Origin of the sequence: Streptomyces sp. NPDC090798, assembly GCF_044768965.1 — a bacterium.
Lineage (GTDB): Bacteria > Actinomycetota > Actinomycetes > Streptomycetales > Streptomycetaceae > Streptomyces.
On sequence record NZ_JBIVXA010000004.1, the window covers coordinates 258,054 to 283,891 of the forward strand.

General features: G+C 69.9%; 22 protein-coding genes and 1 pseudogene. 12 read left to right on the plus strand and 11 right to left on the minus strand.

Features of this window, described 5'->3' with window-relative positions:
- The first annotated feature begins 288 nt into the window (after positions 1-288).
- Positions 289-2,118: a glycoside hydrolase family 76 protein gene (locus ACIQTP_RS11330; protein WP_403398643.1), complete on the plus strand. Its 1,830-nt coding sequence runs from the start codon at positions 289-291 to the stop codon at positions 2,116-2,118.
- Here ACIQTP_RS11330 and ACIQTP_RS11335 read toward each other — a convergent pair.
- From ACIQTP_RS11335 to ACIQTP_RS11360, 6 genes and pseudogenes are all read right to left on the minus strand, one after another.
- Positions 2,099-2,293: a hypothetical protein gene (locus tag ACIQTP_RS11335; protein WP_403398645.1), complete on the minus strand. Its 195-nt coding sequence runs from the start codon at positions 2,291-2,293 to the stop codon at positions 2,099-2,101. The genes ACIQTP_RS11330 and ACIQTP_RS11335 overlap by 20 nt on opposite strands.
- A 195-nt stretch (positions 2,294-2,488) precedes the next feature.
- Positions 2,489-2,929 carry a cation:proton antiporter gene (locus ACIQTP_RS11340; RefSeq protein WP_403398647.1) on the minus strand — a complete coding sequence of 147 codons (441 nt, stop codon included), beginning with the start codon at positions 2,927-2,929 and terminating at the stop codon, positions 2,489-2,491.
- 25 nt (positions 2,930-2,954) lie between these two features.
- A pseudogene (locus ACIQTP_RS11345) lies at positions 2,955-3,182 on the minus strand (cation:proton antiporter); the annotation flags it as partial.
- A 593-nt stretch (positions 3,183-3,775) separates the two neighbouring features.
- On the minus strand, positions 3,776-4,852 hold the full coding sequence (locus ACIQTP_RS11350) for a PP2C family protein-serine/threonine phosphatase (RefSeq protein WP_403399096.1): 1,077 nt from the start codon (positions 4,850-4,852) through the stop codon (positions 3,776-3,778).
- A 300-nt stretch (positions 4,853-5,152) separates the two neighbouring features.
- A complete protein-coding gene (locus ACIQTP_RS11355) occupies positions 5,153-8,005 on the minus strand; it encodes a type 2 lanthipeptide synthetase LanM family protein (protein ID WP_403398649.1) in 2,853 nt (950 codons plus the stop codon).
- 364 nt (positions 8,006-8,369) lie between these two features.
- The gene (locus ACIQTP_RS11360; protein WP_095858363.1) at positions 8,370-8,570 is read right to left on the minus strand and encodes a DUF6229 family protein; all 201 of its coding nucleotides are present in this window, start codon (positions 8,568-8,570) and stop codon (positions 8,370-8,372) included.
- A gap of 269 nt (positions 8,571-8,839) precedes the next feature.
- On the opposite strand from ACIQTP_RS11360, the gene ACIQTP_RS11365 reads away from it, so the two are divergent.
- The 3 genes from ACIQTP_RS11365 to ACIQTP_RS11375 all read left to right on the plus strand — a co-directional run bounded on the left by ACIQTP_RS11365 (position 8,840) and on the right by ACIQTP_RS11375 (position 9,671).
- Complete coding sequence (locus ACIQTP_RS11365; RefSeq protein WP_403398651.1) at positions 8,840-9,196, plus strand: SDR family NAD(P)-dependent oxidoreductase; 357 nt, start codon at positions 8,840-8,842, stop codon at positions 9,194-9,196.
- Positions 9,193-9,408 (plus strand): hypothetical protein, encoded by a 216-nt coding sequence (locus tag ACIQTP_RS11370; RefSeq protein WP_403398653.1) that lies wholly within the window; start codon positions 9,193-9,195, stop codon positions 9,406-9,408. The genes ACIQTP_RS11365 and ACIQTP_RS11370 overlap by 4 nt, the downstream gene beginning before the upstream one ends.
- A 140-nt stretch (positions 9,409-9,548) precedes the next feature.
- Positions 9,549-9,671 carry a hypothetical protein gene (locus tag ACIQTP_RS11375; RefSeq protein WP_285788128.1) on the plus strand — a complete coding sequence of 41 codons (123 nt, stop codon included), beginning with the start codon at positions 9,549-9,551 and terminating at the stop codon, positions 9,669-9,671.
- A gap of 273 nt (positions 9,672-9,944) precedes the next feature.
- Here the strand turns inward: ACIQTP_RS11375 and ACIQTP_RS11380 are convergent, their stop codons facing one another.
- Positions 9,945-10,682 (minus strand): TetR/AcrR family transcriptional regulator, encoded by a 738-nt coding sequence (locus tag ACIQTP_RS11380; RefSeq protein WP_403398657.1) that lies wholly within the window; start codon positions 10,680-10,682, stop codon positions 9,945-9,947.
- A gap of 119 nt (positions 10,683-10,801) precedes the next feature.
- Between ACIQTP_RS11380 and ACIQTP_RS11385 the strand changes: the two genes are divergently transcribed.
- The 3 genes from ACIQTP_RS11385 to ACIQTP_RS11395 all read left to right on the plus strand — a co-directional run bounded on the left by ACIQTP_RS11385 (position 10,802) and on the right by ACIQTP_RS11395 (position 14,236).
- A complete protein-coding gene (locus ACIQTP_RS11385; RefSeq protein ID WP_403398660.1) occupies positions 10,802-11,401 on the plus strand; it encodes an NADPH-dependent FMN reductase in 600 nt (199 codons plus the stop codon).
- Positions 11,402-11,431: 30 nt separating this feature from the next.
- Positions 11,432-13,012, plus strand: a complete 1,581-nt coding sequence (locus ACIQTP_RS11390; protein WP_403398662.1) for an MDR family MFS transporter — start codon at positions 11,432-11,434, stop codon at positions 13,010-13,012.
- Between the two features lie 105 nt (positions 13,013-13,117).
- Complete coding sequence (locus tag ACIQTP_RS11395) at positions 13,118-14,236, plus strand: NADH:flavin oxidoreductase (RefSeq protein WP_403398663.1); 1,119 nt, start codon at positions 13,118-13,120, stop codon at positions 14,234-14,236.
- A gap of 509 nt (positions 14,237-14,745) precedes the next feature.
- On the opposite strand, the gene ACIQTP_RS11400 is transcribed toward ACIQTP_RS11395, so the two are convergent.
- Complete coding sequence (locus ACIQTP_RS11400; RefSeq protein WP_402050381.1) at positions 14,746-16,191, minus strand: glyceraldehyde-3-phosphate dehydrogenase; 1,446 nt, start codon at positions 16,189-16,191, stop codon at positions 14,746-14,748.
- Between the two features lie 593 nt (positions 16,192-16,784).
- On the opposite strand from ACIQTP_RS11400, the gene ACIQTP_RS11405 reads away from it, so the two are divergent.
- The 3 genes from ACIQTP_RS11405 to ACIQTP_RS11415 all read left to right on the plus strand — a co-directional run bounded on the left by ACIQTP_RS11405 (position 16,785) and on the right by ACIQTP_RS11415 (position 20,223).
- Positions 16,785-18,215, plus strand: a complete 1,431-nt coding sequence (locus ACIQTP_RS11405) for a family 2B encapsulin nanocompartment shell protein (RefSeq protein WP_403398665.1) — start codon at positions 16,785-16,787, stop codon at positions 18,213-18,215.
- Positions 18,212-19,270 (plus strand): family 2 encapsulin nanocompartment cargo protein terpene cyclase, encoded by a 1,059-nt coding sequence (locus ACIQTP_RS11410; RefSeq protein ID WP_403398667.1) that lies wholly within the window; start codon positions 18,212-18,214, stop codon positions 19,268-19,270. Before ACIQTP_RS11405 ends, ACIQTP_RS11410 begins: the two co-directional genes overlap by 4 nt.
- Before the next feature lie 83 nt (positions 19,271-19,353).
- The gene (locus ACIQTP_RS11415) at positions 19,354-20,223 is read left to right on the plus strand and encodes a geranyl diphosphate 2-C-methyltransferase (protein ID WP_403399098.1); all 870 of its coding nucleotides are present in this window, start codon (positions 19,354-19,356) and stop codon (positions 20,221-20,223) included.
- Positions 20,224-20,426: 203 nt separating this feature from the next.
- Here ACIQTP_RS11415 and ACIQTP_RS11420 read toward each other — a convergent pair whose 3' ends face one another.
- From ACIQTP_RS11420 to ACIQTP_RS11430, 3 genes are all read right to left on the minus strand, one after another.
- Positions 20,427-22,523 (minus strand): FUSC family protein, encoded by a 2,097-nt coding sequence (locus tag ACIQTP_RS11420; RefSeq protein WP_403398669.1) that lies wholly within the window; start codon positions 22,521-22,523, stop codon positions 20,427-20,429.
- A 277-nt stretch (positions 22,524-22,800) separates the two neighbouring features.
- Positions 22,801-24,015 carry a carbohydrate-binding protein gene (locus ACIQTP_RS11425; protein ID WP_403398671.1) on the minus strand — a complete coding sequence of 405 codons (1,215 nt, stop codon included), beginning with the start codon at positions 24,013-24,015 and terminating at the stop codon, positions 22,801-22,803.
- Positions 24,016-24,214: 199 nt separating this feature from the next.
- Positions 24,215-24,835: a hypothetical protein gene (locus ACIQTP_RS11430; protein WP_403398673.1), complete on the minus strand. Its 621-nt coding sequence runs from the start codon at positions 24,833-24,835 to the stop codon at positions 24,215-24,217.
- A 324-nt stretch (positions 24,836-25,159) separates the two neighbouring features.
- Between ACIQTP_RS11430 and ACIQTP_RS11435 the strand changes: the two genes are divergently transcribed.
- Both ACIQTP_RS11435 and ACIQTP_RS11440 read left to right on the plus strand, forming a co-directional pair.
- Positions 25,160-25,483, plus strand: a complete 324-nt coding sequence (locus tag ACIQTP_RS11435; protein ID WP_403398676.1) for a carotenoid oxygenase family protein — start codon at positions 25,160-25,162, stop codon at positions 25,481-25,483.
- 117 nt (positions 25,484-25,600) lie between these two features.
- The gene (locus ACIQTP_RS11440; protein WP_403398679.1) at positions 25,601-25,828 is read left to right on the plus strand and encodes a carotenoid oxygenase family protein; all 228 of its coding nucleotides are present in this window, start codon (positions 25,601-25,603) and stop codon (positions 25,826-25,828) included.
- The last annotated feature ends 10 nt before the right edge of the window (positions 25,829-25,838 follow it).

Sequence of the window (25,838 nt, forward strand, 5' to 3'; positions counted from 1 at the left end):
AAGGTCTGGGACTCATGAAGCAGTGGATGTGCGAGGCGCCTCGCCGGAGTTCCACCGATGATGTGCGCCCCACAACGGGGTGTCAACCCGTCACAGCCGGTGTGAACCAGCCCTGGAATCACTCCCGTTGGAGACATTGACAGCCCCCCACCGAACCGGTTCACTGCCTCCCTACAGGTATGGACCAGTACCCCTCCGCCTGGCTCAGTGAGACCCGACCGGCGTCCCCCCACTCTGAAATCGAGGCGAGTTCCGGTGCCCTCACGCAGATTCGACATCGTTGTCAGAATGCGGCTCCTGACCTTCCCGCTGACGGCCGCCCTCGCGTTCGCGGCCCTCGTCCCGGCCGCGTCACCCGCGTCCGCCGCAACCCAGGTGTGTGTACTGGCCTGCGACACGCTGGATCCTTCGCAGGCAAGACAGGAAACGTTTCCAGTACCGAACAAGGACCTCAACGGCCGTCGCCTCGAACTGCACGTTTCCGACGCCGACGACATGGCCTGGGCCAGCATCGACAACGGCGTGACCGGCGACTCGGTGTGGCTGGACCGCTCCTGGGACGGCGGCGCCACCTGGGAAGGACTCCTCGGCAAGGCGAGCATCCCGGGAACCTGGACCGGCACCAGGACGCTGATGTACAACATCACCGACCCGCGCAACCACCGACGCGGGTTGGTCCGGGTCTGCGGCGACGCGGCCGGCGTCGGCTGCACGAACTGGGCCTACCCCACCGTCTGCGACACCCTCTGCGACGGCACCAGCGCGGGCCAGGCGGCCGGTGACGACCAGCCGGTGCCGTCGACGAGCCTCTACGGCCGCACGATCCGGCTGCACGTCGACCAGAAGAACGCGATGGCCTGGGCGAGCATCGACACCGGTGGTGCCGGTGACGAGATCTGGCTCGACCGCTCCTGGGACGGCGGCTCGACCTGGCCGGACGGCTCCTCCCGCGGCCGTACCAGCACTCCGTCCGGCGCCACCGGCACCCGTACCGCCATGTACGCCACCCGCGACCCGCGCGGCCTCCTCTACGGCGGCGCGGTCCGGGCGTGCGGCCGGGAGGCGAGCCACAACGAGGGCAGTTGCACCGCGTGGGTCAGGCCCGTGCCGACCAGGGCGCGCGCCGCGGCGGACGCGCTGATGACCTCGTACGACCCCTACAACGGCTGGTGGCCCAGCAGCTGGTGGAACTCCGCCGCGACGCTCACCTCCCTCATCGACTTCGCGAAGACCACCGGCACGCACGACTACGACTGGGTCATCGCGCGCACCTTCAACCAGAACAAGGGTGCCTTCGCCGCCGGTGTGCGCAGTTCGGACGCGATCGAGGGTGACTTCATCAGCCGTTCCATCGACGACTCGGGCTGGTGGGCCATCGCCTGGATCGACGCGTACGACTACACCGGTGACTCCCGCTATCTGAACGAGGCGGTCACCATCGCCAACTACGTCCAGCAGTACTGGGACCCCGGCACCTGTGGGGGCGGCGTGTGGTGGGACCGCGAGCGCACCTACAAGAACGCCGTGACGAACGGACAGTATCTCTGGCTGACCACCGCGCTGCACCAGCGCATCCCGGGCGACACCGTATGGCTCCAGCGGGCGAGGACGTCCGCTGCCTGGTACAGGTCCAGCGGGTTGATCAACTCCTCGGGGCTGGTGAACGACGGGCTCACCTCGGCCTGCGCCAACAACGGCAGCACCGTGTGGAGTTACAACCAGGGACTGGCCATCGGCGGCTTCACCGAACTGTGGAAGGCGACCGGGGACGGCTCCCTGCTGACCACCGCACGCACCCTGGCCGACGCCGCCATCAGCAGCCCGACACTGACCCGGGACGGAGTGCTCACCGAGTCCTGCGACATCGGCTCCGCGTCCTGCGACGACAACCAGAAGCAGTTCAAGGGCATCTTCATGCGGAACTTCGCCGACCTCGCGAAGGCCACCGGTTCCAGCACCTACCAGAGTTACGTCCAGAAGCAGGCGGACACACTGTGGGCGCGGGACCGCAGCCCCCTCAACGCCCTGGGTGAGCGCTGGGCCGGCACCGGCCCCAACCAGACCGACTGGCGTACCCAGGCCGGCGCCCTCGAGGCGCTCACCGCCGCCGCGGGCTGACGACCGGTTCCGGAAGCTGGCCGCACGCGGGTCCCCGACCCGCGTGCGATCTCTCCAGACGGGCCTCCTCCACGTCGAGCGCTTCCTGAACGATGTCGTCGATGCGGCCGGCGTCGCGCAGGTCTGTGAGCGTGTCCCGCTTGACCTGAAGCAGGGCCAGTTCGAGGCTCCGCACGCGGCGCTGCTCATACGGCAGCGGGCGAGGATGAGTTCCGCGGTCTTGTCCTCGTCCTCGGGGAAGCGGGCCCGGCGGACCACGGTCGGCAGCGTGGGACCGAGAAAGGTCAGGGTGACGACGATGACGACAGCCGTGATGAACACGACGGCGTCGCGTTGCTCGACGACACCTCGGCGGTCGCGGCGGGCACGGTCAGCGCCGCGGCCGGCGAAATGGCTCCGCGCATCCCCGCCCACGCCAGCGGCAGGCGCTGAGAGGCGGTGATACGGCGCTCCCGCCGCTGATGACGTCGGTCCAGGACCTGACCAGATAGGGGACCGAGTAGAACCACAGCAGCCGTGTCCCGATCACAGCGACGCTCACGGCGCAGGCGGCGAGCGCCGCCTGCGCCAGGGAGACCGAGGTCAATGCCCTCACCGCGGCGGGCAGTTGGATGCCGACAAGGATGAACAGGGCGCCGTTGAGCAGGTAACTGGCCACTTCCCAGAAGGCGACGGCCTGGATGCGGGCGTCGGAACCGAGGACGCGAGGGCCGAACCGGGTGGTCACGAGGCCGCAGATGACGACGGCGAGGACACCGGACACGTGCAGGAGTTCCGGCGGGCAGGTAGGCGAGGAAAGGGGTGGCGACACTCAGCACGCTGTGGAGCAGGGGCTCGGGCAGCCGGCGCCGGACCTGGATCAGGAGCAGTGCGACCGCGGCACCGATCAGGATTCCGCCGGCGTAGGACACGACGAAGGCGAGCGCCGGACCGGACCACGAGAAGGGTTGCTCGTCGGTGACGACCTCGATGGTCACGGCCAGCAAGACCAGAGCGGTGCCGTCGTTCAGCAGGCTTTCGGCGCGCAGCACGGTCAGGATGCGGCGCGGCATGGCCTTGGCCACGGCGGCGACGGCGGTGGCCAGGACCGGCCCGGTGAACTGCAAGGGCGATGCTGCGGACGTTGTTGCGGATCTCGCGCACCGAGGAGGTCAGCGCCTCCCAGTACAGCAGGGCGGGGAGAACGAGGAACAGCGACGTCGGGAGACAGCGCGAACGCGGCGAAGGACGGGGTCAGTCCTACGAGGCAGCCTGCGCCGAGCAGCGGCAGTGGTTCACTCAGGCCCGTAGACGTGACAGCCGGCCCATCGTGAGTACCCCGACGGCGACGACGACGATCAGTTCCAGGCTTTCCATGTCGGTCACCTCTGCTGTGGTGCGTACGGCCGGACACGGGGCCCGTAGCCGTCTGGCGTCACCCGCATGCCGACGAAGGGATGTGGTGCTGCCTTCGTGTGTTCATGGCTCTACCGTGGCGCCTCGACGCATGTGTAACCAGGCCACGCCTTCTCAGGAGCTGCGTTCCTGGGAGTCCGGCGCCCACCCTCCGGAATTCGCGCCCCGATGGAACTGTCGCTGGTGGTCACGGCTGAGGTTGTGGGTTTCCACGATTCCGGCCGCCGTGGCCCTCGCCGTGGCCACGATGCTAAGCACTCGCTCAGGCCCGTTCGGCGTGGATGAGCCTTGCGAAATGGTGGCCGGGGTGGGTGTGCGCCCGGCGAATGGCGATGAGCGCGGCGTCGTCGCCGAGGCGTCCGCCGACGTGGGCGAGGAGGTCACGCCGGATGTGACGCAGGAGCGGTTCGGGGCCGCACTCGGTCCACTGGGCTGCTCGTTCGGCGAACGGATAGAAGTCACCGCTCTTATTGCGCGCCTCGATGACGCCGTCGGTGTAGAGCAGGAGGGTTTCCCCGGCTTCGAAGGTGAACACGTCCAGCGTGCGCAGCGACGGGCCCAAGAGGAATCCGACTCCCAGCGGGGGTGCGGGGTGCAGACTCAGTGCGGTGACGGAGTGTTCCGGGCTGAGCAGCAGCGGCGCGGGGTGCCCGCAGCTGGTCATCCGGACGATGGCGGCATCGTCGGGGATCTCCAGCAAGAGGGCCGTGACGAAGCGCTCCTCGGCCCCGGCCTCGTCCTCGGGCGCGGTGAATTCGCCGTGGTAGCGGCCGACGCTCTGTTCCAGCGCGTCCGTCAGCGCGGTGAGCTCGGCGTGCTGATGGGAGGCTTCGCGGAACGCGCCGAGCAGCACGGCGGCCTCGCCGATGGCTGCCAAGCCCTTGCCCCGGACATCTCCGATGAGCACGCGCGTGGTGTTGTCGGTACGCGTGACGGCGTAGAGGTCTCCACCGATCTCGGCCTCGTCCTCGGCGGCCAGATACACCGACGCCGTACGCAGGGGGCCGATCCCGCTGGGCAGTGGCCACAGCAGTACATGCTGTGCGGCCTCGGCGACCGATCTCACCTGGGCCAGCTCCCGTCCGTGCCGCTCGCGCACCACGGAGAAGCACACGATCAGAAGCGTCAGTACCGCGTGGGCGACGATCTGCACGACGATGTTGCGCGAGAACAGGATTCCGTCGTGCAGGCCGATGCCTGCCTGGGCCAGGAGGCCCAGGACACCGATCGCCCCGGTCAGCCGGGGACCGGCGAAGGAGGCGGTGATCGCGGGCGCGATCACCAGCAGCGGCCCCAGGTGGATGTCGGCCGGGGCCACGATGTCGACGAGCGTGATCATCACGATGAGCAGGACGGGAATCGCCAGCAGCGCATGATTCGACTGCCGCGGGCCGAAGCCGGCAAAGCGATTCCAGATCCCCACATGCTCCACAGTGCACCGCCCCAGGACGGCTTGCGAGCGCAGACGGGAACTATCGAATGTGCCGCCAAGGCTGCCGAGCGCGTCCCGCACGCGCCGGACCACGCGTCGACGGGACCGGCCCCGCGCCGGCGTCCGGCGCGGGGCTGTCGGGGCCGCCGCCCGGCGGCCAACCGCCTCGGGGCAGCGTGGCGAGAATGATCTTGCCCCGAGGCCGGGTCAGTCGAGGAGAAGGGGATCGGGCAGGGTGGCTGCGGGGTGCATGCGCAGGAGGGTGTGAAGGACTCCTGAGAGGCCGGACATGAGGCTGGGCGAGAACGCTTCGCGGGCCAGCCCGCCGACCGGGCCGCGTTGCTCGAGGCCGGTGAGGATTTCGGCGTCGAGGTCGGAGGGGTCTTCGAAGTGCATGGCCGTGAGGAATTCCCAGAGGCCGAGGTCGCCGTGGCACAGGGTATGGCTCCAGCCGAAGCCCTCGGCGGCGCAGGCGCGTGCGGCGCGTCGGGCCATGTCGAGGTGGGCGGGGTCGCCCGTGCGCTGGTGGAGGTCGAGCATGCCGATCCCGACCCCCGCGCTGCCGTGGCACCAGCTGGTGAAGAAGTCCTCCTCGGCCCCGACGCGGACGTCGAGCCAGTTGCCGTGCTCGGGGCGGTAGAGGGACTCCTGATAGGCGAAGGCCCGCTCGGCGAGATGGTTCCAGTCACGGCGTTCGGCCGCGGAACCCGCGTCGCTGAGAGCGAGCCGGGTCAGCGCCCAGCCGATACCGGTGGCGCCGTGGGCGAAGCCGCCGATGCCCTCGGGGTTGAGCCGGGTGGTCCAGCGGGCGCCGCTCGCGTCGAGGGCGGCCAGCCCGGTCAGCCGGCGGCCGATGTGCGCGGCGGCGCCGAGCCAGCGGTCCTGTCCGGTAGCCGCGGCCAGGTTGAGCAGGGGGACGACTCCACCGGCCGCCCCGTTGAGGAGGTCCACCTCGACGTCGTCCTCGACCAGTCGGCCCTCCGAGAGCAGCACGGCCCTCGCGGCGGCCCGCTCCAGCAGCCAGTCCTCACCGAGCACCCGGTGCAGCGCCAGCCACGTCCAGACCTGCGACGCCGCGCCGCTGAACGCCCCGGGTGACGGTGTCGGTGTCCGGTCCTCGGTGCCGACCAGGACGCGCAGCGCCCCCTCGAACGTCTCGTCGACCCCCGGCACCTCCTCCGCCCGCCCGGCCCGCACCTCGGTCAGGTACTCCGCGAGCGTCAGCGCCACCCCGCCCTGCCCGGTGTAGAGGTCGGCGGGCAGCACCCTGATGGACCACCCCGCGGGGGTGAAGACGGGGCTGATCCAGGTGACCGTACCGTCCTCACCTCGCACCGCCCCGTCACACAGCCGCCGTACCATCTGCGCGGCCAGGTCGCGGCGGCGGCGCTCCCGGTCCCGGGCGTGCGGGGCGCGGGCGGCGGCCTGGGTCCGCGTAGGCAGCGAACGCTCGTTGAGGTAGGCCCCGACCAGTGCGTCCTGGATCACCGCCTCCTCCAGCGCCAGGTCGGCGGTGCGCCAGTCCTCGACGGTGGTCCGTACGGCGGCCGGGTCCACGGTGAAGGTGAACATCGGCACGTCGCCGGCCAACAGGTCCGCGATCTCGCCGTCGATGGCCGCCCGCTCGGTCGGCGCGCCGGGGAGCACCTCGGCGTTGCGCCGCAGGATGTCCCGGGCCCGTTCGACCGCCGCCGCCTCGTCGTGCAGCGACGCCGGGTGCCAGAGCATCCGGCCGATGTCGACGTACGCCTGTGTCGGCCGCAGGATCCGCCGCGCCTGGGCGCCTTCGAAGCGGCGCAGCAGCCGGTACGGGTCGGTCCCGGGCCGGCGCAGGTGCGCGGTCATCTCTTCGAAGCCGGCCAGAATCCGGTCCCAGTACGCACTCAACACGGGAGTGGGGCTGGGGTGGTTGCCCGCGGTGGGCATCGCCACCAGGTCCACCTGGAAACGGGCCGCCGCGGTACCGGCGTCCGCGATCACCGGGTTCGGGATCAGCGGCTGCTGGCCGGGCAGCGACCCGACCCCGGAGATGTCCACCCCGCCGAGCGCGAAGCCGGTGCCGCGTACGGGCAGCAGTCCGGTTCGCAGCACGGTACGGCGGATGGCCGCCGCGGCCACGTCCACCGCGTCGCCGCGGCCGCTGGGCGGGAAGGGCGCGGGGGCGTCGAAGAGGGTCTCGGCGTCCACTATCACCGGCACCGGACCCGCGGCGATCATGTTCTCCGCGTGCATGTCGGTGCCGCCGGTGAAGCGGAGGACGGCCAGCCAGTGCCCTACGTTCCGGTAGAACGCGGCGAGTTCGGCCTCGCCCGCGCAGTAGCGGTGGCTGACGAACTCGGCCCAGCCGTAGCCCTCGCGTGCTCGTGTCCGCGGCACCCGGATGCGCTCGTCGGGCGACGGTGCGCCGGGGAAGTCCGCGTAGACCTCGTCCAGCAGCGCGCCCAGCGCCACGTCGGCTTCGGACGGCCGGGGCTTGTACATGACGCTCCCGCCGGCGAAGTCGACCCGGCTGACCGTCAGGCCGCCCCGGTGGGTGTCGCCCGCCCCGAACGCGACGGTTCGCATCTCCCCCGCTGAACCCGCCAGCAGCGGCCGCAGCACTTCACGGTCCGCGGCGAGCCGTTCGGCGAATCCGGCCGTCGCCGCCACCGACAACCGCGCCACCGACGCGATCCGCGGGCCGACGTTCGGGTACCGGCCGGCCAGCCGGTCGAGATAGCCCTCCTCCCCGGCCTGCTCCAGGAACGCGGTCCACGTCTGCGTGTCGGATCCCGCCGCCGCGTCCTCCGCGTGGCGTCCGCCGCCCGCTGTCATGCGCAGCGCGTGCAGTTCGATCAGGAACAGGCGGGACAGCTTGGCGTGCAAGGACCTGAGCAGGGCGGTGTGGCCGGCCTCCAGTACCGCTTCCTGTTCGTCCCGGCTCAGAGCGTCCACTGCGGCCAGCCGCCGGGCCAGCTCTTCCCGCCATGGGCGGCCGATGGTCCGTACGGGTCGGGCGAACCATTCCGCCTCGTCCCGCTTCCCCGGCTTTTCCGATCTTTCCGGCGCCGATCCGCTCACCGTCCACCTTCCCCATTCCGCCGTGAACTCGCTTCTTCCGGTCGTTCCGAGGGGGCGCGGGGAACTATGCGACCGGCCACGACCCATCCGCACCCGGCAGCAACCGGCCGAGCCGCAGACCGCCGCATCCCCGACGCGCGCGGGGGCGGGCGGCAACCGACTCGGCAGGGTGCGGCGCGTTCCCGGGTGCGGACGCGCCGTGGCTTGGCGCGCGGCCTCCCACGCTCCGGCTTTATGAACCGCACTCCGCAGGGGCGCTCCCGAAGAGGCGTACTCCGCAGGCGGTACGGTCAAAAAGCGCGCCCTGGAGAGGGCACTCAGCGGGCAGGGCCTTCACAAAGGGCCCTGGAGTCACCGCGGGCGATCAGCAACACCAGCTGCCGTGCGACCCACTCGGGCTGGAACAGAAGCCGTAGAGGGAGTCGCTCGGGTCGGTGAGCGCGGCCTCGGCGGCGGCACCGCCGACATAGAGGGGCCCGGCGGGGTTGGTCTGGCCGTACGCGCTCTCGGCGCCCGCCAGCCAGGCATCGAGCACGGCGGTGGTGGCAACGCTGGTCTGGGGCATGGGAGACCTCCGGTGGATGTGGGGATTGGGGCGGATTGCCCAGCCCTGAGTATCGCCGGGTTCGAACACCCGTCAGACGTCCAATCTGGCCAAAGCCATGTGGTGTTCATGGGGCCTGCCGCCTTCCGCGGGACGGGTGGGACGGCCGCACGGCCAGGCGATGCCGGGCGGGGCGCAGCGGACGCCGGGCCTCCGCCAAGGAGTCCTCCGTTCTTGGCGTGGTCGGGGATGGGGTCGGCGGGGACGATGGCGACGTTCTCGTACGCGGTGTGGATGAGGTCGCGGTAGCCCCGGCGGACGTTCACATCGCCAGCAAGTGGGCCGTGCGAGGCCTCACCCAAACGGCAGCACTCGAGCTCGGCCGCGACCACATCCGGGTGAACACCCTCCACCCCGGCGTGATCGCGACCTCCTTCATCCACGAACGAGCAGCTGGCGCAGTCGCGGCAATCGCCGACTTCTACTCACCCGAGCCGTTCGCCATCCCCCGGCTCGGGGAGCCGACCGACGTCAGCCGTCTTCTGCTGTTCCTCACGTCATCGGACGCGTCGTTCATCACGGGGTCGGAGCACGTCATCGACGGTGGACTCCTCCTCGGCCCCGCCCTTCAGGCCGAGACCGCATGAGCACTCCAGACACGACCGGGTCGAACGACTCCGCACGGGACGCGTCTTTATCCCACCTGCCCAACCACATCCGACGAGCCATCGAGATCACCCCGGCCGCGGGCACCAGAGAACGGATCATCGACATCACGACGCTGGGGCGCCGCACCAGCCGAGCACGCCGCATCGAGATCTTCCTTCTACCGAGCTGCGGGCACCACTTACCTGTGTAGCGGCGCCGGCGGTGCCGCGACCGACTGGCACGCGAACCTTCGCGCCAATCCCGACTTCACCTTCCACCTCAAGAACTTGGATCCGTGCAGATCTGCCTGCACGGGCTACGCCTGTCACCGACCCAGCTGAACGTCAGGCCGTGCTGGCGGAGATCGTGGCGGATCTCAATCAGCCCCACGACCCCGGCACCATCCGGCCGACTCGGCTCGAAGACTGGGCTGACAGTCGGCTGATGCGCATCAGCTTCCGCCATCGGCCGTGATCGCGGATCCCTCGACAGATGACCTACTCCCAAGGGACTGGGGTGTAGTCGCGGCTAGAGCGGCTCTTCGCCAGATGAGGGTGTAGCCGGCCCTGCCTCCCTGGGCGCCCAACGCGAACTCGGTCTCACGACATGAGCACGCGTCACGCCTGCCGCTTCGAGCGAGGCGAACCTGTTTCTCGAATTCGCGAACGGAAGGGCGTAGGCCCGCTACATGTAATTTCTCTGTAGCGGGCCTACGGTTTTCTACACCGACCTGTCCTGGCGATGTCCTCAGATCGACAGGCGCGCCGCGATGCCGTCGAGGACGGAGTCCAGACCGGCCTCGAACTGCCACTGCTGATCGTCCTTGCGCCGGGCCTCGCCGATGTAGCGCGCGTACATCGGGAAACGGCCGGTGCTCATGAGCCAGGCCATTTGCGAGGCCAGTCCCGCGCGGGCCTCCTCGCGGGTGGACCAGCCGCGGACGCGCAGCATCTGCGTCAGCGTGACCTCCGAGTCCACTGCGCCGTGCACATAGGCGGTGAGGGTGTTGTAGACCGCCATGGCGGTGTCCGCGTCGAGCCCGAGGCCGTCGAGCGCGGCCAGGACGGCCTCGGGCACGGCCAGCTGGTTCGGGGTCGGCGCGCACCACGTCGCCCGCGTCACCCACGCGTGCCGCAGCAGGACCTCCCTTGTCCGCAGGGCGACGGACCGCATGGTCGCGCGCCAGCCCTCCGTGCCGTCGGGCAGCTCCAGCTCCGCGTATACGAAGTCGACCATCAGCTCGAGGAGCTCGTCCTTGCCGGTGACGTAGCGGTACGCGGCCATGGGGGCGACGCCGAGTTCGGTGGCCAGGCGACGCATGGTGACCGCGTCGAGTCCCTCCGCGTCGGCGACGGCGACGGCGGCCTTGGCGATCCGCAGGGGGGTGAGGGTGGTGCGGGGGGCGGGCGTCGGCCGTTCGAGGCGTTCCCACACGCAGACGCGGTCCTTGTCCTCGCTCGCTGCTTGTCTCTCCTGGGCGGCCATCGCTTCGGTTCCTTCCGACGAACGGTGCTGTGTACAACGTACCAGGAGTAGACGGCGTACACCTTGCTGTGTACGTTGTACGCGAACGATACGGCGTACGCACTATCGAGGAGTCCTCCATGGCAGACGTGACTGACGACACCCTCCGGACCGCGGTGATCATCGGCAGCACCCGGGACGGACGGTTCGGTCCGGTCGTCGCGGACTGGATCGTCAGACACATCGCCCAGCGCGAGGACATGGAGGTCGACCTGATCGACCTCGTCGAGACGCCTCTGCCCACCGTCTTCCCGGCGTTCGGGCAGGCCCCCAGCGACGAGGTTGTGACCCAGCTGGGCGCGGTGTCGCCGCGGCTGGCCCGGGCCGACGCCTTCGTGATCGTCACGCCCGAGTACAACCACAGCTTCCCCGCGCCGCTGAAGAACGCCGTCGACTGGCACAACGAGCAGTGGCACGCCAAGCCGGTCGGCTTCGTCTCCTACGGCGGACTCGCGGGCGGCCTGCGTGCCGTCGAACAGCTCCGTGTCGTGCTGGCGGAGCTGCACGCGGTCACGATCCGCAACACCGTCAGCTTCCACAACTACGGCGAGGTCTTCGGTGCCGACGGCAGGCCGACCGACCCCGGGTGCGACGTTGCGGCCAAGGCCATGCTCGACCAGCTCACCTGGTGGGGGCAGGCCCTGCGCGAGGCCAGGCGCGTGCGCCCGTATGCCGTCTGACATCCCTCCGCTCGTGCCCTGGGGGCAGCGATGAACGACCGCCCTACCGCCACTCCCGCGCCCGACCGGCCTGGTCTGCCCCGGCTGGGCGTCTTCGGACTGATGCTCAGCATGTTCCTGGCGACGCTCGACGGACAGCTCGTCAGTACAGCGCTCCCCACGATCGTGGGCGACCTCGGCGGCCTCGACCACTTCTCGTGGGCGGTGACGGCGTACCTGCTCACCATGGCCGCGTCCACTCCCGTCTGGGGCAAGCTCGGGGACCTGTACGGCCGCAAGGGCGCCTGCATGAACTCCGTGGCGCTCTTCCTGGTCGGGACGGTGCTCTGCGGCATGGCGCAGAGCATGGAGCAGCTCATCGCGTTCCGCGGCCTCCAGGGCCTCGGCGCGGGCGGTCTGATGGTCGGCGCGCTCTCGGTCATCGGCGTGGTGGTGCCCGCGCAGGACCGCGGCCGCATCCAGTCGATGGTGGGCGTCATGATGCCGGTCGCGTTCGTCGGAGGCCCCCTGCTCGGCGGGTTCATCACCGACTCCATGAGTTGGCGCTGGGCCTTCTATGTCAACGTGCCTGTCGGCCTCGTCGCGCTGCTGGCGGTCGCCAAGGGCGTACGGCTGCCCGCCGGCCGCGTCACCGGGCGGATCGACTGGCTCGGCACGGCCCTGCTCACCACCGGCATTCTGGCCCTCACCCTGCTGGCCGGCTGGGCTGGCATCACCTACGCCTGGGCGTCCTGGCAGATCGCCGGACTCGCCGTGGTCGTCGTGCTGGCCCTGGCCTGGTTCGTGTGTGTGGAACTGCGCGCCGCCGAACCGGTCACGCCGCCCCGGCTCTTCGCCCGTCGGGACTTCACCCTCGCCCAGATCCTCAGCTTCCTGGTCGGCACCGTCCTCTTCTCCGTCGTCAACTACCTCCCGCAGTACATGCAGTTCGTCCAGGGCTCCTCGTCCACGGCCAGCGGCCTGCTCATCCTGCCACTGATGCTCGGCATGCTGACGGCGCAGCTGACCACCGGGCGGCTGATGGACGGCGGCGGTCTGGACCGCGTCGTGCCGCTCACCGGCGGCGCCGTCACGTTCGCCGGGGCGCTGCTGCTCCTCCTGCTCGGCACGGACACCCCACTCGCCGCGGCCTCCGCGCTCACCCTGGTCATCGGGGTGGGAGTCGGCGCCCTGATCCAGAGCACCCTGCTGGCCACCATGAACAACGCGGACCCGCGGGACATGGGCGCGGCCACGGGTACGGTCACCCTGGTGCGCACCATCGGCGGCTCCCTCGGGGTCGCCCTGCTCGGCGGCCTGCAGAGCAGCCGCATGAGCGAGGTACTGACCGAGCGGCTCGGCTCCGCCGAGCACGAGCGGCTGACCGCGGGCGGCGGACTGACCCCGGCGCTGCTGAAGGACATGCCGACCGCCATGCGCGACGCGGTCCGGGAAGCCGTCAGCAGCGGTCTGCACGGCGTCCTGGCCGGCGCGGCCGTCTTGTCCGCGATCGCATTCGGCACGGCGTGGTTCGTCCGTGCGGCGCCGGCCCCGATCCCGGCGGCCGCCGGGACGCCGACCGTCGGGGCCGACGCCGGGAAGGACTCCGCCCGCACCCCTCCGGGGGACTGAGCGCGGCCCCGCGCCGCCACCGGTCCCCGCATCCACCCAAGCTGCCGGCCGCACGGTCCGGATCCCCCGTCCCGTGCGGTCGGCCCCTGTCGAAGGCGAACACCGATGCCCACGAATTCCGTCGAACGTGTCAGGGACATCCTGGTCCGTCCGTTCTCCCTGGGAGGCCTCACGCTGCCCAACCGCGTCGTGATGGCGCCGATGACGCGCGAGTTCTCCCCCGGCGGCGTGCCGGTCGACGACGTGGCGCGGTACTACGCCCGACGGGCGGCCGCCGGGGTCGGTCTGATCATCACCGAGGGCACCTACGTCGGCCACGACTCGGCGGGCAACAGCGCCCGCGTCCCCCACTTCTACGGCGACGAGGCGCTCGCCGGCTGGTCGGCCGTGGCCGAGGCCGTCCATCAGGCGGGCGGCCGGATCATGCCGCAGCTGTGGCACGTCGGCATGGACCGCACCTCAGGCAATCCGCCGGTCCCCGACGCCCCGCAGATCGGTCCCTCGGGCATCGCCCTGGACGGCACGAAGTCGGGCAAGGAGATGACCCAGGCGGACATCGACAACGTGGTCGCCGCCTACGCCACGGCCGCGGCGTCCGCCGAGGCGCTGGGCTTCGACGGCGTCGAGATCCACGGCGGCCACGGCTATCTCATCGACCAGTTCCTCTGGGGGCACACCAACCGGCGCACCGACGCCTACGGTGGCGACATCGTCGGCCGCACCCGTTTCGCCGCCCAGATCGTGGTCGCCTGCCGGGCGAGCGTCTCCGACGACTTCCCGATCTCCTTCCGGTTCTCCCAGTGGAAGATGAACCACTACCAAGCACGGATCGCCGAGACGCCGCAGGAACTGCAGACCATGCTCGGCCTCTTGGCCGACGCGGGCGCCGACGCCTTCCACTGCTCCACCCGGCGGTTTCACCTCCCCGCGTTCGAGGGGTCCGACCTCAATCTTGCGGGCTGGGCGAAGAAGCTCTCCGGCAAACCCGCCATCAGCGTCGGCTCGGTGGGCCTCAGCAACGAGTTCCTCCAGGTGTTCCAGGGCGAGCAGGCCACGGTCACGGACATCGGCGAGCTGCTCGACCGCATGGAGCGCGACGAGTTCGACCTCGTGGCGGTCGGCCGGGCCCTGCTCGGGGACCCCGAGTGGCTGCAGAAGGTCCTCGCCGGACGCGTCGACGAACTCACCCCGTTCCACCGGGGCCTCGTCAGCAGCCTCCACTGAGCCGTACGGCCGCCTGCCCGACCGCAGACCGCTGATCCCGTCGCTCCGGACGGCCCCCGGAGCGACGGCCGCGCGGGCGGCGCGGATGTATACGTAAGTCCAGTACCACCGCGGCCGTCCGCGTGCTTGCATGTCCGGAAATTCGGAGGATCCAGGCGACTCACGCTTGCTCGTTCTGCGTCTGCGACGTTCACCGTCGGCACCGACGGTTTCCTCATCGCGGGGATCCTGCCCGGCGCGGCGGGTGCCGCGTTCGCGTTCGTCGGCGCCGGTTTTGACGAGGCCGCTGATCTCGAACTGGCCCGTTCCTGCCGGACCGCATCGGCAAGGAGCCTTCCGCGTAACGCGAGCGATCCCACTCAGCGAGGCGCAACTCCGCCGGGGTCACCTTGATGTCCGGACGGGCAGTCGCCGCGAGCCCGGTGCCACTGTGCCCCGGCGGTCGGAAGAGCGCCGGGGCACAGTGGGAATGGAGGCACCTGGATGCCGATCGGGTGAGGCCGGCGCGATCAGACCGCCGGGGCCGGGTAGGTCGGGTACTCCACGCCGGAGACGTGCTGGACGACGCGGACGACCTGGCAGGAGTAGCCGAACTCGTTGTCGTACCAGAGGTAGAGGATCGCGTTGTCGCCTTCGACCTTGGTCGCGCCGGCGTCGACGATCGAGGCGTGACGTGAGCCGATGAAGTCGCTCGACACCGCGTCGGGGGCGGTGGTGAAGTCGATCTGACGCTTGAGCGGCGAGGTCAGCGACACCTCGCGGAGGTGGTCGAGGACCTCCTCGCGGGTGGTCTCGCGCCCGAGCCGCAGGCTGAGGATCGCGATCGAGACGTCCGGCACCGGGACACGGATCGAGCTGCCGGTGATCGGGGCCTTGAGGTCGGGCAGCGCCTTGGCGACGGCGGAGGCGGCGCCGGTCTCGGTGATGACCATGTTGAGCGGCGCGGAGCGGCCCCGGCGGTCGGAGCTGTGGTAATTGTCCAGCAGGTTCTGGTCGTTGGTGAACGAGTGGACGGTCTCCACATGGCCGCGCAGAACGCCGTACTCGTCCGCCATCGCCTTCAGCGGCGGGACGATCGCGTTGGTGGTGCAGGAGGCGCAGGACATGATCTGCTCGTCCGGCTTGATCGTGTCGTGGTTGACGCCGTGGACGATGTTGGGGACGTCGCCCTTGCCCGGTGCGGTCAGGACGACCTTGGCGATGCCGGGGCGAAGGTGCTGGGACAGGCCCTCGCGGTCACGCCACCTGCCGGTGTTGTCGATGAGGATGGCGTCCTTGATGCCGTACGCCGTGTAGTCCACCGACAGCGGGTCGTCGGAGTAGATCACCTTGATCTCGTTGCCGTTGGCGACGATCTTGCTGTTCGCCTCGTCGACGGTGATCGTGCCCCGGAACTGGCCGTGAATGGAGTCGCGCCGCAGCAGCGAGGCGCGCTTGACGATGTCCTGGCCGGCACCCTTGCGGACGACGACGGCACGCAGCCGCAGCCCGTTGCCGGAGCCGGCCTTCTCGATGAGAAGGCGGGCGACGAGGCGGCCGATGCGGCCGAACCCGTAGAGGACGACGTCGCGCGGCTCCTGGCGCTCGATCTTGTTGACGCCCGTGGCGCCGGCCACGGCCTCGGCGGTGAACTCCGCCACCGACAGACCACGGTCGTCGGACTTGTAGGTCGCGGCGAGCATGCCGATGTCGATCTGCGACGGGCCGAGATCGAGCGTGGTGAGCGCCTGCAGGAACGGCAGCGTCTGGATGACCGAGAGTTCCTCGCCGGCGATCTGCCGGGCGAACCGGTGGGTCTTGAGGATGCTCACCACTGACTTGTTCACCAGGGAACGGCTGTGCAGCAGGACCGTGACGTCCCGCTCCCGGTGCAGCTTCCCGATGATCGGGATCATCGACTCCGCGATCTCCTCGCGGTTGTTCCAGTTGGTGAGCGAGTCGTCATTGACAGTCACAGATTCATCTTTCGAGCTAGGTGGCGCTCAGATGGTAGCCCGACGCCGTTTTGACCACTCCAGCGGGGCCACCTGATCGAGATGTCGTGACCTTGCTCCATGGCCTTGGGGCTGAAGCCCGGTTGGAGGCGAGGCCCGGTGAGGAACGCGCAGCTGAGACGCTCGTACGCCCTCGCGCCGGTGGCACGGGGACCCGGCGACCGGCGTGAGAGCGCGCCCTCATGGCCGGTCTGCCTCGCGCGTTGAATGCCCACTTCGAGGGCACGAATGCGCCCCGTTCACGCGGTTCCGACCGCCACTGGTGACTGTTTCGCTTGACATGGGGCGCGCGCTGCCCAACTGCCCGGACCGTCACGCGATTGCTGTCCTGGCGTCCACCTCCCCGGAATCCGTCTTCGACCTCCACCGCCTCCGTGAACCCACACCGCACGGTTTCTGACACGTCACCGAGGCGGCCCTTTGACGCGGGTTCAGGTCAGGCGCCGTCCGCGGCACTAGGAGCCCTCGCCCGAGGCGCACGGCGTCGACGCCCCGCCTTGTTCGCTGATGTTCGTGCGTATCCGCCCACGCCCGCTCACGTATCGGGAGGACATGTGACAGTCCCGGAAAGCTCCCCAGAAAGCGCCGCCGGGCCCACCGACGACGGACAACGGTCCACCAGTCTCAGCACCCACGCGGCACGTCAGCTGGCCACCACCACCAAGTCCGAACCTCAGATGCAGGCCATCACCTCGCGATGGCTGATCAAGATGCTGCCTTGGGTGGACGTCAAGGGCGGCACCTACCGGGTGAACCGGCGACTCCAACTCCGCGTCGGCCGGGGCCGGGTGCAGTTCGAGCAGAACGGCGCGGACGACATCAGGGTCATCCCCGAGACGCTGACCGAGCTGCCCGCCCTGCGCGGCTACGCCGACACCGCGGCCCTGCAGGAGATCTCCTCACGGTTCAGGGTGCGTGAGGTGCGTACGGGCCAGGTCCTCTTCGACGCCGGGCAGCCCGTCACCGAGGCATACCTCGTCGTCCACGGCCGGTTCACCCGCTACACCACCGGCAAGTACGGCGAACAGGAGGTCACCGGGGTCATCACGGACGGCGACGGGATGGGAGACGAGGCCATCGGCCAGGCCGACCCGCTGTGGTTCGGCTCGGTGCGGGCCGAGACTCCGGGTGTCGTGCTGGCGCTCAACTGGGACACGCTCATGGCGTTCGTGGAGCGCACCCCGTCGCTCGCCGCCCAGCTGGACACCTTCGCGCAGCAGCAGAGCAAGCCCATGAACCGCAAGGGCGAGGCCGACGTACCCGTGCAGGCCGGGCACGTGGGCGAACCCATCCTCGCCGGCGGCTTCGTCGACTACGACCTCGCCCCGCGCGAATACGAGCTGTCCCTGACCCAGACCGTCCTGCGCGTCCACACCCGGGTCGCCGACCTCTACAACCATCCGATGAACCAGACCGAACAGCAACTGCGCCTGACCATCGAGGAGATCCGCGAGCGCCAGGAGTGGGAGCTGGTCAACAACCGCGAGTTCGGGCTGCTGCACAACGTCGACTACGGCCAGCGCGTCAGCACCTTCTCCGGTCCCCCCACGCCCGACGACCTCGACGAACTGTTGTCGATGCGCCGCAAGACCCGACTGTTCCTGGCCCACCCGAAGGCGATAGCGGCCTTCTTCCGGCAGTGCAACCGGCGCGGGCTGGTGCCCGGCACCGTGAACCTCGAGGGCCACGAAGTACCCGCGTGGCGCGGCGTTCCGCTCTTTCCGTGCAGCAAGATCCCGATCAGCCCCCAACACACCAGCAGCATCCTCGCGCTGCGCACGGGAGAGAAGGACCAAGGGGTCGTAGGCCTGCACCAGACCGGCATTCCGGAGGAGTACGAGCCCGGCCTGAACGTGCGGTTCATGGGCATCGACAGCACCGCGATCATGAGCTACCTGGTCACCGCCTACTACGCGATGGCCATCCTCGTACCCGACGCCGCGGGGATCCTGGAGAACGTCCAGGTCGGACGGACCGCGGAATGAGCACACCCTCCGCTTCCGGATCGCCGCCGCGACTGCCCGGGCCGCCCCGCCTCGTCCCCGTCACGCCAGCCCGGCGGAGCGGGGCGATCCCCGGGCTGCGCTACCGGCCCGCCGCCCCCGCGGACCCGGGGAAGGCAGCGGAGGTCGACCGCAGACTGGAGGCCTGGGTCCGTCGGCTCGACGCGTTCCCCAAGGCGTGGACGGGGGACTTCGCGGGGTTCCAGTTCGGCCGGGCCGTCGTACTCCAGCATCCGGGCGCGGCCGACCTCGAACGCCTCACCGCGGCAGGCAAGTTGCTGCTGGCCGAGAATCTCGTCGACAACTGCTACTGCGAGGAGGACGAGGACAAAGGCGGCTCGTCGCGCGGACTCGGCGGCAGGCTGATCAGGGCCCAGTCCGCGCTCGACCCCTTCCACTCCACTCCCGAACTGGAAGCGCGGTGGCGGCGCGGTGTACAGGCCGACGGGCCGCTGCGCTCGTACCACGGGGCCCTCAAGGACTACGCCGTCTTCGCCACTCCCAGCCAGACCGACCGGCTGGTGCACGATCTCGCCCGGCTGCATCTGGGCTATCTCGGTGAGGCCGCCTGGGCCGAGATCCGGTATGTGCCCCCGGTCTGGGAGTACCTGATGATGCGGCAGTTCAACAATTTCCGCCCCTGCCTGTCGATCGTCGACGCCGTGGACGGCTACGAGCTGCCCGAGGCCCTCTACGTCCGGCACGAGATCCAGCGGATCACCGCGCTCGCAGGCAACGCCACCACGATCGTCAATGACCTGTACTCCTTCACCAAGGAACTGGCCAACGATCCCAGCCATCTCAATCTGCCTCAGGTCATCGCCGCGAACGAACGGTGCGGGCTGAAGGCCGCCTATCTGAAGGCCGTCGAGATCCACAACCAGGTCATGGAGGCGTTCGAGGAGGAGGCGGCGGCCCTGTCCGCCACCTCGCCTCTCGTCGAGCGCTACGCCAGGAGCCTGGCCGCCTGGGTGTCCGGCAACCACGAATGGCACGCCACCAACACCCACCGCTACCACCTGCCGAACTACTGGTGACGCACCGCCGCCCGGCCCGTCGCCCACCGCGCCACAAGGAGTCACCTTTGCCCATCACCGATGCCGGCTCCGCGGCCGCACCGATGCCGACCCAGGCCACCTGCCAGTCGACGTACCAGACCCGCGTCGCGGACTACTGGAACGCCGAGGAGAACCCGGTCAACCTCGAACTCGGAAAGATCGACGACCTCTACCACCACCACTACGGCATCGGGGACGTCGACTGGTCGGTACTCGACGAGGACCGGGACGGGGGCCGGGACGACGCTGCCGAGCGCCGTGACCGGATCACCGCCGAACTGCACCGCCTGGAACAGGCACAGGCCGACCTCCTCGCCTCCCGTCTCGGCCCCCTCTCCCCCGCCGACCGCGTCTTCGACGCCGGCTGCGGGCGCGGCGGCGGAAGCGTGGTGGCCCATCTGCGGTACGGATGCCACACGGACGGCGTCACGATCTCAAGGAAACAGGCCGACTTCGCCAATGCCCAGGCACGCAAACGGGCCATCGGCGACAAGGTCCGCTACCACCACCGGAACATGCTCGACACCGGCCTTCTCTCCGGCGCGTATGCGGCTTCCTGGAACAACGAGTCCACGATGTACGTGGAACTGGACCTGCTGTTCGCCGAGCACGCACGGCTGCTGCGCCGCGGCGGACGCTACGTGACGATCACCGGCTGCTACAACGACGCCTACGGGCGGGCCTCCCGGGAGGTGTCTCTCATCAACGCCCACTACATCTGCGACATCCATCCACGGTCGGATTACTTCCGCGCCATGGCCCGCAACCGCCTCGTACCCGTCCACGTCCAGGACCTGACCGCCGACGCCATCCCCTACTGGGAACTCCGCAAGCGGGCCGACCACCTGGTCACCGGCATCGAGGAAACGTTCCTGAGCGCCTACGAGAACGGCAGCTTCCAGTACCTGCTCATCGCGGCTGACCGCGTCTGACGGTCTGCCGCCGTGTCGACGGACGCGTGGTCGCTCGCGCGGATCACCCGGATCTGGTCCGCGTTGGCCGTTCCCGGAACCGCCGGACTGCCGAGGAGTGCGCCCGCGCCGCGGACCGGGACGGATCGGATCGTCCAGGGCACGGAGGGGCCTGCGGGACGGATGCCTCCACGCGAAGGGGTGACCACCGAGGCCCGTCGGGCTCAGTCCTTGGGTCCGACGGAGTCTTCGATGCGGGCGAGCTGGTGGTCGATGGCGGTCAACCACACTTCGAGATCGATGAGTGTGGGCAGGGCCGGGTGGCGCTCCGGCAGCGGTGGGCCAGGGGGACGCCGGCCGGGCGCGGGGCGTTCGTTGGTGGTGAAGTACGTGGCGATGCGGTCGGCGTCCGTCGTCAGCTCAGCGGCCGTCGTGCGAAACCATGCGCGCGCGTCCGGCGGCACCTCGGTCAGGGGCACTTCGAAGCGAGGAAGCCGCTGGGCACCGAGCACCGTGTGGTACGCCACGATGAGCACCCCGTGCCAGTCGGCCTGGGCGGCGCCCTCCCAGGCGGTGGGTGGCTCGCTGCGGTACTGCGCATAGGCGGCCTCCGCCAGACGCAGACGACGCAGGGTCGGCAACGTCGCGGGCGGGGACGGAGCGGCCACGGACGGGGCCAGCAGCGCTTCGACAGTGGCGGGTACCAGCGTCCCGCACGAACGCAGCAGGCCCGCCATGGTGCGGCGGACCTCCCTCCGTGCCCCCGCCGGCCAGGCCAGCAGCCCGCACAGCAGGCCGATGACACTGCCGGTGACGACATCGACGATGCGGGCTTCCGACAGCCGCCAGGAGGTCGGGGTGATCTGGGCGAAGGCGAGGGAGACCACCAGCGTGAACAGCCCCTGCGCGTAGGCGACTCCGAGCCGTGGGCCCAGAGCGAAGGCGATGAGCATGCCGGGCACGAGCAGGGCGGCGTAGGCGTCCAGATGCCGGCCGAGGGCGATGAGCAGCGCACCTGCCGCGACAGCCCCCACCAGGTTGCCGACCATGGCCTGGCGCACGGCCCGCCAGGTGGCGCCGACCGTGGTGCGCCCCAGCGTGAGGACCGCGAGGAGGACCCAGAACCCATGCGCGAGGTCGAGGGTGCCCGCGACAAGACGGGCGATGGCGAGGCCGCACGCGACCCGTACGGCGTTCTGGAACCACACCGAGTGATGCGTCGCGTTGCCTACGATGCGACGCGCCCACAGTCGCGTCGTGGGCAGGTCGGCGTACCAGAACAGCTCGTGGGGCGCGAGAGGTGAGGTTCTGCGCCCGGCGGCAGAGACACCCAGGGCGGTCACCGCGATCCACGCCGACTCGGCCAGAGTCAGTTCCGCGGCCTGTCGCCGCAGGACGGCGGTGTCCGCGCCCGGTTCCTCCGGGTCGGCCGCACGGCGGATCCGTTCCGCCTGGAACTGGCGGATCGCCCTGTCGAGCGCGTCGGCCGTCGGTGGACGCTCACCGGCGCGCAGGGCCGCACCCGTGTCCTCGCAGGTCCGCGCGACGCGTTCGCGGAGCGCGGCGGACGTTCGATCCATGCGCGGCACCGCGCCAGGGGGCACGGACGTCGCTCTCCGCGACGCCATCTGGTCCACGACCCGGCGGACCGCGGCTCCCGCCTGTGCCAGGGCCCGGTCCCGGCGCCCCGGGCCGGTCGGGCGCTCACCTGGGGGAACCTGCGACAGCCGCATCCCCTCACTGAGATCACGCAGCCTCGCCTCGGAGACGCGGGCCGGATCGGCCGCTGCCGCGGCGGCCGTCTCCAGCGCGTCGGCGAGCAGGATCCGGAAGCCGGTGGCAGGTGGACCGGACAGCACGAACACCTGGCACAGGGTGAGGAGTACGACGCCCACGGCCACGCCCGTCAGCCGGGCGCCCAGCGTCTGAGGAGCGTACGGCGGGAAGCAGGCCAGGATGTAGAGGAGTTGGAGGCCGGGGGATGGACCCGCCGTACGAGGTCCGGCCACCACAGCGAAAGTCAAAAGGAATCCGACGATCAGCATGCCGGCCACGGCGGCCCACGTACTCACCGCGAGTGCCGTGCCCAGCGCGACGAGAACCACTCCGAACGGCAGGGTCCGCAACGTGATCCATGCCTGCTGCCGGCCGGTCCCGGGAATGGTGGACAGCAGGCCGAGCGCGATCGGTGTGAACAGTGAGTACAGCGCCGCCACGGGTTGCTGAAGGCCGTAGAGGAACACGTAGAAGCCGACGCTTGCCGAGCAGGTGACCTGAATCGACCGTCGCAGGATCGCGGCACCGCCCGGCACCGGCGTCATGCGTGCTCGCCGCCCGCGCCGGTACGTGCACCGCGAACGGCCCCTGACGGCGATGGCGGCTGTCCGCGCATGGCGACGTTCCTCTCGGCAGGCGCCGCGTGTCCTCGACGACCGGGTCTCTGCCCATTTTCGACCCTCTGAAGGGCAGGCGCACGTGGTGGCGGCCCTTCTGAGCGCCCGGACGCGGACCCCGCGCCGGTGGGCGAGGCACCTCAAGGGCCCCGCCGAACCGGTCCGGCAAACCGTCAGGCGGTCAGGTCGTCAGGCGGTCAGGTCGTCAGCAGGCGCCCTCGTCCTGCCAGACGCCCCACTCGGAGGCGACAGGGGTCTCGTTCTGAGTCCACCACTTGGCCTTCCAGTTGTGGTTGTTGTAGGACACCTCGTTGCCGACGGTGTAGACCGCGGCCGAGCTCCAGGCCGGTTTGCACCCGGTGCTCGGGGGCGTGGGCGTCGGCGTCGGGGTGGGCGTCGAGGAGGGCGGCGTAACCCCGGCGAACTTCACCGAGTACTTGGCGAAGTCCCAGGAGTTCTGCGCCACACTGGAGCAGGTGCCCGAGGTCCGGCCGCCGTTGTCGGCCGGGGTGCACTGACGGTCGCGGTTGAGGGACCAGAACGTGAAGCGGTCCATGTTGTGGCTGGTGGCGTAGTCCAGCACGGTCTGGAAGTCGGTCTGCGAGAAGAACTCGCCGGTGTCGCTGCGCCCGTTCATTCCGGAGAAGCCCTCATGGGCGTAGGCGGTCGCCTGGTCCCATCCGAAGGTGGACTGCAGGATCTGGTTGAAGTTGGTCAGCGCGCTGGTCTGCGAGGCCGCCCCGTTGAAGCCGCCGTCGAACGGCATGATGGAGAAGTTGTTCGGGGTGAAACCCTGTGACTTGGCCTCCAGCAGCATCTGCTTGCCGAACCAGCCGGTGCCGTCAGCGGTGCCGGCGGTGGTGACGGAGACGTAGAGTCCGGGGTTGTTCTGCTGGAGGATCTTTGCGGCGCCGATCTCGTTCTTGATGGCCGCCGTGTTCTCGTACTCCGGCTCTTCGAGGTCGAAGTCGATGGCGTGCAGTCCGTACTTGGTGATGACCTGCTGGTACGCCGCCGCCGTGGCAGCCGCGTCCGAGCACACCTGGCCGAGCTTGGTACCGCCGTAACCGCCGATGGAGACGGAGACGTCGCCGCCCTTGGCACGGATGGTGTTGACGACCGACTGCACGGCGGTGTCCGAGGAGACCGCGGCCGTTCCGCCCCATGTGGGGCTGCAGCCGCCGCCGTTGGGGGCGAGGACGAAGGCGAGCTGGAACGCCTTGAGGCCGGTGGCGTCCATGATGGCGGCCGGGTCCGGCGGGTCGTTGTCGAGCGGCATCAGGTAGGGAGCCGCGGCGTACCAGCGGTTGCTGAGTGCGGAGGTCGCACCGGAAGCGCTGCCCGCGACCAGTGCGGTCGTGCCCGCTGCGGCGAGTCCAACGGCGGCCGCCGCGCCCAGACATGCGCGAAGACGTCTCACTGCGTGCCTCCAGGAGGTGGGGGAGAGTCGCCCCAGCTTCCTGTAGGTGTTGCGTCCATGCCAATGGATTGGCCTAGACCAGATAAGTCTTGGACTAGACCATACGATTGCTTTACCTCTCCCCCGCTACCGGAGGAACCGACCACGGTGAGACGTCACGGTCGACGGACGTGAACTGCGGAGCGTGGTCTCCGCCGGGTCAGCCCCGCGCCTGCGCCCTGACATGTGCCGGGTACCACTTCGTGAAGCGGATCGCCGCGACCAGCAAGGCGATCGGGATGACCCAGTTGAGCCAGTCCGACCCCGACCTCACGTGCAGTGCGAGCAGCCCCAGCAGGGCCGTGACCAGGAATACCCCGCCCCACACCGCCGTCAGGATCCGGTTGGTGCGCCGGAACAACGGTGAGTCCCAGTACCGGCGGGGCACCGTCTCGCGTGCGTACTGCTCGGTGAATGGTGTGAAGGCGAGGGAGCCGAGTGCCACGACGGCGATCACCCCGTTGGACAACGTCTGCGCGTAGGTTTCCAACCACATCAGGTCCTGACGGTCCACCGCGAGCCCGAGCACGAAGATGACGGCGAAGAACACCAGACTCGCCGCCTCCAGGATCTTGAAGCTCCCGCGCCGCAGGTCGGGCACATTGAGTACGAGGGCCGCGATGAGCGCGGCGAGTGCGGCGTACTTCCACGTACTGGGGCTCGCCACCACGTCGAAGATGATCCAAGGGGCGAAACCGAGGAAGACACTGTTGGTACGCGGGGCTTCGCGGCTCGGCGCATCGGCCTGCGCATCGGTCGCCGGCATTCCGGACGTCGGCATGCCGGACGGCGGAGACTGGTCGCTCCCCGTCGCTCCGCGTCCTCGATTCGCGTCGGGTTGAGCCATCGGACACCTCCGCGGACGGCGCCTCCAGGTCGGAAACCGAGAGCGCGAGGAAACCCCCGGCCGAGCGCTGAGGCGAGGGCCTCTGCTTCTCATGCTGCGACCGCCCCAACCCCGCCGCATCCGCTGCGAAAGTCCCCCGGTATCTGTGCGGCATTCCGTTTGCAGGCGGCAGACCTCGGCGTTTGACGGAAGGGTGACGGCCGGCTGCCCGTCAGCGACGGGACAGTTCGCCCGCTCCCCGCCGCGCCGGGAATCACCATGACCTCGCACCCACCCACCACGTTGGACCCCGCCCGCGTCGCGCACCTCATGGGCTCCTTCGCCCCGGTCACCGAAGAGGTCGACGTCATCGATCTGGACGTCCAGGGGCGCCTGCCGGACGAACTGGACGGGCTGTACCTGCGCAACGGCCCCAATCCGCGCTTCAGCCCCCTCGGCTCCTACCTCTGTCCGCTCGACGGCGACGGCATGCTGCACGGGGTGTGGATCTCCCAGGGCGAAGCGCGCTACCGCAACCGGTTCGTGCGCACGCCCGCCGCGCTCGCCGAGGAGCAGGTCGGACGAGCGCTGTGGGGACCCTGATCGGCCGCCGCCACAGCCGCTGCGCGCCGGCAGCGCGTACCCCTGGCGCGGAACTCCTGTCGGGCGAATTCGACGCGTTGCGCTGGTACGACACTCAGGGCGCCGCGGGCTCGTGGCATGCGGGGAACCTGTCGGTTCGGGGAGCCGGTGTTCGCGCCGGTGCCGGGTGACCCGTCGGAGGATCACGGCTACTGGATGACGTACGCGACGGACAGGACGGACGGGACGAGCCTGCTGCTGGTCTTCGCGGCGCAGGAACGGGAGGCGGGCCCGGTGGCGCGCGTACGGATCCCCGTGCGAGTACCGCTGGGACTGCACGGATGCTGGCCGCCGACGGAGGAGTGACGGCGCGCAC

Excerpts from the sequence above, each read along its gene's own strand:
- ACIQTP_RS11330 (WP_403398643.1), top strand. The coding sequence starts at position 289 with ATGCGGCTCCTGACCTTCCCGCTGACGGCCGCCCTCGCGTTCGCGGCC.
- ACIQTP_RS11350 (WP_403399096.1), bottom strand. The coding sequence starts at position 4,852 with ATGATCACGCTCGTCGACATCGTGGCCCCGGCCGACATCCACCTGGGG.
- ACIQTP_RS11360 (WP_095858363.1), bottom strand. The coding sequence starts at position 8,570 with ATGCCCCAGACCAGCGTTGCCACCACCGCCGTGCTCGATGCCTGGCTG.
- ACIQTP_RS11370 (WP_403398653.1), top strand. The coding sequence starts at position 9,193 with ATGAGCACTCCAGACACGACCGGGTCGAACGACTCCGCACGGGACGCG.
- ACIQTP_RS11380 (WP_403398657.1), bottom strand. The coding sequence starts at position 10,682 with ATGGCCGCCCAGGAGAGACAAGCAGCGAGCGAGGACAAGGACCGCGTC.
- ACIQTP_RS11385 (WP_403398660.1), top strand. The coding sequence starts at position 10,802 with ATGGCAGACGTGACTGACGACACCCTCCGGACCGCGGTGATCATCGGC.
- ACIQTP_RS11390 (WP_403398662.1), top strand. The coding sequence starts at position 11,432 with ATGAACGACCGCCCTACCGCCACTCCCGCGCCCGACCGGCCTGGTCTG.
- ACIQTP_RS11395 (WP_403398663.1), top strand. The coding sequence starts at position 13,118 with ATGCCCACGAATTCCGTCGAACGTGTCAGGGACATCCTGGTCCGTCCG.
- ACIQTP_RS11410 (WP_403398667.1), top strand. The coding sequence starts at position 18,212 with ATGAGCACACCCTCCGCTTCCGGATCGCCGCCGCGACTGCCCGGGCCG.
- ACIQTP_RS11415 (WP_403399098.1), top strand. The coding sequence starts at position 19,354 with ATGCCGACCCAGGCCACCTGCCAGTCGACGTACCAGACCCGCGTCGCG.
- ACIQTP_RS11420 (WP_403398669.1), bottom strand. The coding sequence starts at position 22,523 with ATGACGCCGGTGCCGGGCGGTGCCGCGATCCTGCGACGGTCGATTCAG.
- ACIQTP_RS11430 (WP_403398673.1), bottom strand. The coding sequence starts at position 24,835 with ATGCCGACGTCCGGAATGCCGGCGACCGATGCGCAGGCCGATGCGCCG.
- ACIQTP_RS11435 (WP_403398676.1), top strand. The coding sequence starts at position 25,160 with ATGACCTCGCACCCACCCACCACGTTGGACCCCGCCCGCGTCGCGCAC.
- ACIQTP_RS11440 (WP_403398679.1), top strand. The coding sequence starts at position 25,601 with ATGCGGGGAACCTGTCGGTTCGGGGAGCCGGTGTTCGCGCCGGTGCCG.